Annotated in this window: 10 protein-coding genes; 3 read left to right on the top strand and 7 right to left on the bottom strand. The window is 73.3% G+C overall.

Annotated elements, in window-relative coordinates; genetic code table 11:
* Nucleotides 1-141 precede the first annotated feature (141 nt).
* A complete protein-coding gene (locus tag QCD68_RS16215; protein ID WP_221849941.1) occupies nt 142-564 on the bottom strand; it encodes a DUF3151 domain-containing protein in 423 nt (140 codons plus the stop codon).
* 27 nt (nt 565-591) lie between these two features.
* Nucleotides 592-924 carry a DUF3140 domain-containing protein gene (locus QCD68_RS16220; protein ID WP_301223761.1) on the bottom strand — a complete coding sequence of 111 codons (333 nt, stop codon included), beginning with the start codon at nt 922-924 and terminating at the stop codon, nt 592-594.
* A gap of 278 nt (nt 925-1,202) precedes the next feature.
* On the opposite strand from QCD68_RS16220, the gene QCD68_RS16225 reads away from it, so the two are divergent.
* Complete coding sequence (locus QCD68_RS16225; protein WP_301223762.1) at nt 1,203-2,849, top strand: ATP-binding cassette domain-containing protein; 1,647 nt, start codon at nt 1,203-1,205, stop codon at nt 2,847-2,849.
* 98 nt (nt 2,850-2,947) lie between these two features.
* Here QCD68_RS16225 and QCD68_RS16230 read toward each other — a convergent pair whose 3' ends face one another.
* The 5 genes from QCD68_RS16230 to QCD68_RS16250 form a co-directional block, all read right to left on the bottom strand.
* Nucleotides 2,948-3,667, bottom strand: a complete 720-nt coding sequence (locus QCD68_RS16230; protein ID WP_301223763.1) for an SDR family oxidoreductase — start codon at nt 3,665-3,667, stop codon at nt 2,948-2,950.
* A 75-nt stretch (nt 3,668-3,742) separates the two neighbouring features.
* Nucleotides 3,743-4,786: a YihY/virulence factor BrkB family protein gene (locus QCD68_RS16235; protein WP_301223764.1), complete on the bottom strand. Its 1,044-nt coding sequence runs from the start codon at nt 4,784-4,786 to the stop codon at nt 3,743-3,745.
* 2 nt (nt 4,787-4,788) lie between these two features.
* Nucleotides 4,789-5,250 (bottom strand): hypothetical protein, encoded by a 462-nt coding sequence (locus QCD68_RS16240; protein WP_301223765.1) that lies wholly within the window; start codon nt 5,248-5,250, stop codon nt 4,789-4,791.
* A gap of 173 nt (nt 5,251-5,423) precedes the next feature.
* On the bottom strand, nt 5,424-6,203 hold the full coding sequence (locus tag QCD68_RS16245) for an alpha/beta fold hydrolase (RefSeq protein ID WP_221849946.1): 780 nt from the start codon (nt 6,201-6,203) through the stop codon (nt 5,424-5,426).
* Nucleotide 6,204: 1 nt separating this feature from the next.
* The gene (locus QCD68_RS16250; RefSeq protein WP_111075842.1) at nt 6,205-6,732 is read right to left on the bottom strand and encodes a phenolic acid decarboxylase; all 528 of its coding nucleotides are present in this window, start codon (nt 6,730-6,732) and stop codon (nt 6,205-6,207) included.
* 63 nt (nt 6,733-6,795) lie between these two features.
* On the opposite strand from QCD68_RS16250, the gene QCD68_RS16255 reads away from it, so the two are divergent.
* Together QCD68_RS16255 and QCD68_RS16260 are read left to right on the top strand one after the other, a co-directional pair.
* Entirely contained in the window at nt 6,796-7,299 is a 504-nt protein-coding gene (locus QCD68_RS16255) for a MarR family winged helix-turn-helix transcriptional regulator (RefSeq protein ID WP_301223766.1), read from the top strand.
* Between the two features lie 57 nt (nt 7,300-7,356).
* Nucleotides 7,357-8,097 (top strand): MBL fold metallo-hydrolase, encoded by a 741-nt coding sequence (locus QCD68_RS16260; protein WP_301223767.1) that lies wholly within the window; start codon nt 7,357-7,359, stop codon nt 8,095-8,097.
* Nucleotides 8,098-8,379 lie beyond the last annotated feature (282 nt).

Here is an 8,379-nt window from a genome sequence, read left to right on the forward strand (position 1 = left end):
AGATCTACACATCTTACTGTTCGGCGCCAGCGTCAGAGGTGTATAAGAGACCGGACCCGGGGGATCCCCCGGTTCGGACGGGCTTCTGTTGTGCGCATGCGAAGCGCGCCGAAGCGCGGCGCGCCGCAGCGGCGCCGCGCGTCAGCCGCGCGCGATGGCCTCGGCGGCCGACGGGTCCGCGCCGTCGAGGAACTGCGTCAGCCGCTCGGCCTCGCCCGGCTCCTCGATCGCCTCGGCCGCCCGACGCAGGGCGAAAAGGGAACGCAGCACGCCGCGGTTCGGCTCGTGCGACCACGGCACCGGCCCGACACCGCGCCACCCGGCCTTCCGGAGGGCATCGAGGCCGCGGTGGTACCCGACGCGGGCGTACGCGTAGGACTCGACGGTCGCACCGCGCGCCCACGCCTCGTCGGCGAGCAGCGCCCACGCCAGGCTCGACGCCGGGTACGACACCACCACGGAGGCGACGGGTGCGTCCGCCGCCAGGGCCGCGTCCACCTCGGGCTCGGCGGCCAGCAGCGTCTCGGGGTTGGTCGAGGGGTTCGGGAGCAGGTTGTCCGGCATGCCCGCCACGCTACTTGAGCAGACTGCTCACTTCAGCGGGTCGTGGCCCCAGTTCATCAGCGAGTACCGCCACCGGGTGTCCTCGACGTCACCGGAGGGCCGCTGCTGCGAGTGCCGCGCCACGTACCCGACGACCTTCCGCATGTGGGCGTAGTCGTCGTCGGTGTACTCGCCCTGCTTCTTCCGCAGGATCCGCACGATGTGCCGCCCGGACTCGTGCCCGGTCGACTCGGAGTCGCCGGACGCCTTCTGGCCGACCTCCTTCGACTCGTCGGAGTCCAACCAGTCCTCCAGCTGCGAGGCGGTCATGTTCACCGCGTCGGCGAAGTCGTCCCGGGTCTGCTTCTCGTCGTCAGCCATGTCCGACATCTTGCGCGGCACGACTGCGCGGTCGTACGGTGAGTCGTACCCCGTCGTCACCGCGGGGCCCCGGTGCGGGACGACCGACCGGCGGCACGGGTGGCGGCCACGGGGCCTCCCGACGGGAACGGATCCGGCATTGCGCGAGACCACCGGCACTGCGCCACAGCAGCCGCTGTCCCTGCGCTGACACCGTGACCTCGCCCGCCGACCGGTGGGACCGCCGCCCTCGCGGCTGACGGTGTCGTGCGCCCGCACGACCACCGGAAGGCATCCGCATGCCCGTCACCCCCTCCGTCGTCCTGCACGACGTCTCCTTCGCCTGGCCCGACGGCACCGTCGCGCTCGACCACCTCAGCACCGCGTTCGGCCGCGGTCGGACCGCGCTCGTCGGGCGGAACGGCGCCGGCAAGTCGACCCTCGTCCGCCTCGTGACCGGCGAACTCACCCCGACGACCGGCGCCGTCACGACGACGGGGCCGGTGGACCACCTGCCGCAGCGCGTCCAGGGGGCCGTACCGCGCCTCCCGTCCGTCGCGTCCCCACCTGCCGGCCGGGAGGCACGCCCCACCACCCCGGACACGGTCGCGGACCTGCTCGGGGTCGGCTCCCAGGTCCGGGCGCTCCGCGCGGTCCTCGGCGGGGACGCGACCCCCGCGCAGTTCGAGGCCGTCGGCGACGCCTGGGACGTGGAGGAGCGGGCCGGCGCGGCGTTGGCGGCGCTCGGCCTCGGACCCGGGGCCGCCCTCGGCGCCGATGATCTCGACCGGCCGGTGCAGACCCTGTCGGGCGGTCAGGCGGTGCTCGTCGCGGTCACGGGCATCCGGCTCCGCGGCCGGCCGATCGCGTTCCTCGACGAGCCGACCAACAACCTCGACCGTCGCGCCCGGGCGGTGCTGCTCGACCTCGTGGACTCCTGGCGCGGCACCCTCGTCGTGGTGAGCCACGACCGCGAACTGCTCGAGCACGTCGACGAGGTCGTCGAACTCCGCGACGGCGACGCGACCGTGTTCGGCGGGACGTACTCGGCGTTCGAGGAGCACCTCGCCGTGCAGCAGGCCGCCGTCGCCCGCGAGGTCCGGGTCGCCGAGCAGCGGCACCGCGTCGAGAAGCGGCAGCGGATCGACGCCGAGACGACCATCGCGCGCCGGGCGAGGGCCGGGGCGGCCGCAGCGTCGTCCGTGCCGAAGATCCTGGCGAACGAGCGGCGGAAGCGGGCCGAGGCCACTGCAGGACGGCTACGCTCCGGTTCGGCGTCGGCCGAGGCGGCTGCGCTGACGACCGCGCGGGAAGCCGGCCACCGACTGCGGTCCGACGACGAGATCAGCGTGGACCTGCCGGACCCGGGCGTCCCGGCCTCCCGGCGGATCGCGACGATCACGGTCGGCGGCCGGGCGACCGTCGTCCAGGGGCCAGAGCGGGTCGCCGTCGCCGGGGACAACGGGGTCGGGAAGTCGACGCTCCTCGACCAGCTCGTCGGGCTGCCGGATGCGCGCCCGCACCCGCTCCCCGGGACGTCCGCAGAGGCGCACACCGACCGAGTCGGTTACCTGCCACAGCGGAAGGACACCCTCGACGACGATGCCTCGGTGCTCGAGAACGTCCGGCGTGCCGCGCCCGACGTGGCACCGGCAGAGCTCCGGAACCGACTCGCCCGGTTCCTGGTCCGCGGGGACGTGGTCGACCGGGCCGTCGGGACGTTGTCCGGCGGGGAGCGGTTCCGCGTGGCGCTGGCCGGGTTGGTGCTCGCGGACCCGCCGCCGCAGCTGCTGGTGCTCGACGAGCCGACGAACGACCTCGACATGACGAGCGTCGACCAGCTCGTGGCGGCGCTCCGCGCGTGCCGGGGCGCCCTCGTGGTGGTCAGTCACGACGAGGGGTTCCTGGCGCGCCTGGACGTCGAGGTCCGGATCGAGCTCGCCTGAGGCTCGGCTGGGCGGACACGGCTCGGCTCCGCGACGCCGCAGGACGTCCGCGGGGCCGAGGCTCGGCGCCGCGCCTCCGCGCCTCCGTGCGCCCGCCGTCAGCGCCGGCGGGACGGCCGGATCGAGAGCATCTCGACCGTGCCACGCTCCGGCAGGTCGACGACGGTCCGGACGGCATCGGCGACGTCGGACGGCGCGAGGTAGTAGTCGGTGTCGTAGTCCTCGCCGAGCTTCTCGGTGAGGGCCCGCTGCATGTCCGAGTCGGTCCGGCCAGGGTGCACGCTCGACACCCGGACGCCGTTCGCCCGCTCCTCTTCGCGCAGCGCGTCGGTGAACGCCCGGAGCGCGAACTTCGACGCCGCGTACACGCCGCCCCCGGCACCGGCGGTGAACCCGGACCCGCTGTTGATCGTCACGACGATGCCCCGTGCAGCCCGGAGCCCCGGCAGCGCGACACGGGTGAGTTCCGCGGCGGCGAACACGTTGGTGGCGAAGACGGCCTCCCACGTGTCACGCGGGGTGTCCGCGACGCGGGTGCCCTGCTCGACGCCCGCGGAGTGCACGAGGACGTCGACCCAGCTCGGCACGGCGGGCATGTCGCCGGCGCCGAGGTCGCCGACGAACGGCTCCGCACTCGGCAGCGCGGCGACGACGGTGGCGACCGCCTCGGCATCGCGTCCGCCGACGAGCACGTGGTGCGTCCGGCCCAGGTCCTCGGCGATCGCCCGGCCGATCCCCCGGGTCGCGCCGGTGACGAGGGCGACCGGGCGGTCGTTGTCGGGCGTGGGGACGGAGACGGGAGGCGCGGTGTCGGTCACGCAGGCCAGCCTACGGAACCGGTACCGCGCCTCCCGTCCGGGTGGAGCGTGCGCGCGTCGCGCAGCGACCCTCGGTCAGTCGTCGTCCTTGGTGCGGCCGGCGCTCTCGCGGATGCGGATGCCCTGCAGGACGTCCTCGGCGCGCTTCTCGTCCTGCTTCTCGATCTGGCGGGTGTCGCGCTCGGGGAGCTGGATGTCCTCTTCGGCGTGGATGCCGGCCTGCAGTTCCCGGCCACGCTCGAGCTCGGCGTCGAACTCGGCGCCGAACAGCAGCGCGTTGTTCGTGATCCAGATCCACAGCAGGAAGATGATCACGCCACCGAGCGAGCCGTACGTGGCGTTGTAGTTCGAGAAGTTGCCGACGTAGAAGCCGAAGCCGACACTGGCGAGGATCCAGATGACGATCGCGACGATCGCACCGCCACTGACCCACTTGAACTTCGACTGCCGGACGTTCGGCGACCAGTAGTAGAGCACCGCGACGATGACGATCATGATGACGAGCAGGATCGGCCACTGCACGATCGACAGCACGAGAGCGGCCGCGTCGCCGAGGCCGATGAGGTCACCGAAGCTGCGAGCCAGGGGGCCGGAGACCAGGGCGAGCAGGCCGACGACGAGCAGGACCACCGTGGTCACGGTGACACCGAGCATCGTCGGGCGGAGCTTCCAGATCGGGCGCCCCTCGCGGACGTTGTAGATGCGGTTCATCGCCCGGCCGAAGGCACCGACGTAGCCGGAGGCCGACCACAGCGCGCCGAGCAGACCGACGATGAATGTCACCGGGGCTGCGGGCGAGCGGACCAGGCCGTTGATCGGCTCCTCCAGCAGCTTCGCGACGTCGCCGCCGCCGGCGTTCCGGATGACCTGGAGCAGGGTGTTGATCGTGTCGCTCGGGTTCGAGACGAGTCCGAGGATCGACACGATCGCGAGCAGTCCGGGGAAGAGCGCGAGGACCGTGTAGTACGTCAGGCTCGCGGCCAGGTCGGTGCACTGGTCGCTCGTGAACTCACGCAGGGTCTTCTTCAGCGTGTACGTGAACGACGGCTTCGTGAGGTCGGTCGGGCTGTCCGGCTTCCGGGGGTCGTCCGGGGACGGCTTCTGCGATGCCTTCGCCATGGTCAGCCCTTCATCGACTTTGTCATCTGCTTGATCGACTTCTTCGCCCGCGCGGCGTCCTTCTTGCGACGCTTCGCGGCGGCCTGGCGTTCCTGGAACACCGGGTTGCCCGTGGGGTCCTTCCGCGCGAACACGGGGACGCCCGTCGACTTGCCGTCCTTGCCGACCTTCACCGGCTTGAACACCGGGACGGGTGCCGGCTCGCGGAGGGCACCCAACCGACCGGCGGGGTGGTTGCGGATCCGGGTGCCGACGACGATCGCGGCGAGTCCCGCGGCGGCGGTCATGGCGACGGCGACGAGCGGCGTGGGGTCACGGTGCCAGCGCTGACGGGTCTTCGCGAGGGCGAGCCGGGTGCGGGCGGGCACGTCGGACTTCTGCCGGATGCGCGCGACCGTGTCGACGATGCGCTCCCGGGTCCGTACGTTCCGGAGCTCGAGCTCGGGCATGGAGTCGTTGGGCATGGTCCCTGAGTACACGCTCGGCGGTGTGTGCCGTCGCGGGCGCGCGGGTGCGGGACCCGGCTGTCCCGCGTGCGGGACCCGACTGTCCCGCGGACGCACCCGGCGTGTCGGGCAGTTGCGGGACAGCCGTCGCCGGGTGTCGGGCGTCGGGGCCCGGTGTCAGGCCCGCGGCGTCAGGCCAGCCCGACGGTCCGGAGCAGGCGGTCGACGAGTCCGGTGCGCCACGGCACGGAGGACCAGCCGTGGTCGGCGCCGTCGACCTCGACGTACGTCGCCCCCGGCAGCAGTCCGGCGTACCGGCGGCCGTACTCCACGGGGACGATCGTGTCGCCGGTGCCGTGCACGACGACGGCCGGGCCCGGGTAGTCCGAGGCGGGACCCCAGACGTCGAGGCCGGCGCGGACCTCGTCGAGGAACGCCGTGCCGAGGGCCATGCCCCCGAAGTCGAACCAGCCACGCTCGCGGGCCGGGGCGAGTGGCTGGCCCTGGATCTCGTCCTTGCCGACGATGTCGTCCACCACGACGCCGGCGGGCGACCAGAGCGTCAACGAGGCCACGAGGTCCGGCACCCGGGCCGCGGCGAGGACGGACTCGACCCCGCCCAGGCTGTGGGCGACGAGGTGCACCGGCCGCGATCCCGCGTCCGTCGCCAGGGCTCGGACCATCGCGACGACCTGGTCGACCTCGTCGCCGATCGTGATGTCGGCGAAGTCCCCGTCGCTGAACCCGTGGCCGAGCCGGTCGTACGAGCGGACCCCGGCGCCGCGGGCGGCGAGCGCGCGGGCGGCCTGCACGAACAGCTGCTGTGAGCCGGTCGCGTTGCTGCCGAAGCCGTGCACGAACAGCACCAGGGGCGCGTCCGTCCCGCCGTCGACCGCGTTCCACTGCCACCCGCGCAGGGAGGCACCGTGGTGGTCGAGGGCGATCGGCGCGGGGCCCGTCGTGGCCGTCACGTCAGTTGGTCCGGTCGGCGAACCCGGCCGGGAGGTCCGCGGGAGCCGTGTCGACGATCGTCTCGTCGTCCTCGCCCACGTGTTCGAACAGCGTGATGTGGGCGAACTCCGGCACGACGTAGATCGGGTACGTGGGGCCGGCGTCGCGGTGCTCACGCATCAGGTCGAGGTGGTCGTTCTGGAACAGCACGGTCTTGCTGCCGTCGAGTTCCACCCAGTGCGGGAAGAAGATCGTGCCGTGCAGCACCCGCTCACCGGGGACGACGTTCACGACGACGCTGGTGCCGGTCGGCTCGTTCCAGGACACCTTGTAGACGCCGGCGGTCAGGACGACCAGGTCGACCGTCTGGTCCTTGACCCAGCGGCCGCCGACCATGCCGGTGTGGATGCGGTAGTCGATCGTCGTGGCGTTCTTGACGTACATCTCGTACTGCCAGCCGTTGGCGTACGTGTAGATGAACCGGTGTCCGACGATGCCGGAGAGGTCCTGCTGGGGTTCGGGGTGTTCGACGCTCGTGGTGATGTCCATGTGTCGATCCTGCTCCACAACTACGTTTGTTGCAATCGCTTCTGCTGCGACTACCCTGAGGGTGTGCGCACCCCGGCGAGTGACCCTGCGGACAGGTCCGCAGACCGCGGACTCCGCGACGCCGCCCGACGGCTCAGCGCCCTGGTCGGGCCGTTCCGCCGGACGCTCCTCAACGCCTCCCGGTCAGAGGGGGACCTGCCCGCCGTCCCCGACGCGCAGATCGAGGTCCTCCGCCGACTCGACGAGGACGGCTGGGCCAGCCCGACCGCCCTCGGCCGCGCACTCGGCCTCGCCCGCTCCACGGTGAGCAACCTCGTCGCCGCGATGCAGCGGGACGGCCTGGTCGAACGCCGGCTCGCCCGTGGTGACGGTCGCAGCACCGAGGTCGGGCTGACCGACCTGGCCCGCGAGCGCCTCCGCGTGTACGACGCGGCGGCCGAGCGGCTGCTGCTCAGCGCCCTGGCCGGGCTGCCGGAGGCCGACCGTGCGGTGCTGGTGGCGGCGGTGCCGGTGTTGACGCGCCTCCAGGCCGCGATCGCGGACGCCGCCGGACAGCCACGTCCCTGACGCACCGAGCCAGCGCCCCGGACGCCCGCCCAGCGGGCCCGGCCTAGCGTCCGACGCATGCTGTTCCGGGACGTCGCCGAGGGCATCCACCGCCTCGAGCTCGCACACACCAACACCTACCTGGTCGAGACCGGGGACCGAGTGCTCGTCGTCGACGCCGGGCTGCCCGCCGTCTGGCCGCACCTGCTGCTCGCCGTCCACGACCTCGGCTACTCGCCTGACCGGGTCGAGGCACTGCTCCTCACGCACGGGCACTTCGACCACGTCGGCACCGCCGCTCGCATGCACCGCGAGTGGGGCACGCCCGTGTTCGTGCACCCGGGCGACCGGGAGCTGGCGGCGCACCCCTACTCGTACCGGCCGCAGCAGAACCGGTTCGGGTTCGTCCTGGCGCACCCCGGTGGTCTGCGGCCCCTCGGACGGATGCTGCTGGCGGGTGCGGCGACCGTCGACGGGATCGACGAGGTCGAGCCCCTGGAGTCCCGCGCCGACGTCCCCGGCAACCCGTGGATCATCGAGACGCCCGGGCACACGGACGGGCACGTGGCGCTGCACTTCGCCGACCGAGACGCCGTGATCGCCGGCGACGCGCTGGTCACCTTCGACCCCTACACCGGCGGGATCGGGCCGCGGGTCGTGGCGCCCGCGGCGACGGCCGACATGGCGACCGCGGTGGCGTCGCTCGACCTGCTCGTCGACACCGAAGCGCGGCACGTCCTGCCGGGGCACGGGCCCGCCTGGTCGGGCGGGGTGCGGGCCGCGGTCGCGCAGGCGCGGCGGGCGGCCGGCGCGGCCTGACGCGGGCGGGCCGGCCGCTGGGTGCCGGGCGCGGGTGCCGGGCGCGCCCGACTGCAGCACGCCGAGTGGTCACGACACCCCGTCAGGTCGACAGGTGAGCGGGGTGTCGTGACCGCTCGGCGGAAGTGAGCGGGGCGGGGGGGGCCCCGGCCCCCCCCCGCCCGGGCCCCCCCGCCCCCCGGGGGCCCCCCCCCCCCCCCCCGCGGGGGGGGGGGGGCCCCCCCCCCCCCCGCTGGGTTTCACCCAGCTCACCAAGTGCTCGGGGGTCAGGCGCAACGCCGT

It is taken from the genome of Curtobacterium sp. PsM8 (genome assembly GCF_030433875.1).
Classification (GTDB): Bacteria; Actinomycetota; Actinomycetes; order Actinomycetales; family Microbacteriaceae; genus Curtobacterium.

Coding starts and splice junctions, on each gene's coding strand:
- QCD68_RS16215 (WP_221849941.1), bottom strand. CDS start 564: ATGCCGGACAACCTGCTCCCGAACCCCTCGACCAACCCCGAGACGCTG.
- QCD68_RS16220 (WP_301223761.1), bottom strand. CDS start 924: ATGGCTGACGACGAGAAGCAGACCCGGGACGACTTCGCCGACGCGGTG.
- QCD68_RS16225 (WP_301223762.1), top strand. CDS start 1,203: ATGCCCGTCACCCCCTCCGTCGTCCTGCACGACGTCTCCTTCGCCTGG.
- QCD68_RS16235 (WP_301223764.1), bottom strand. CDS start 4,786: ATGGCGAAGGCATCGCAGAAGCCGTCCCCGGACGACCCCCGGAAGCCG.
- QCD68_RS16240 (WP_301223765.1), bottom strand. CDS start 5,250: ATGCCCAACGACTCCATGCCCGAGCTCGAGCTCCGGAACGTACGGACC.
- QCD68_RS16250 (WP_111075842.1), bottom strand. CDS start 6,732: ATGGACATCACCACGAGCGTCGAACACCCCGAACCCCAGCAGGACCTC.
- QCD68_RS16260 (WP_301223767.1), top strand. CDS start 7,357: ATGCTGTTCCGGGACGTCGCCGAGGGCATCCACCGCCTCGAGCTCGCA.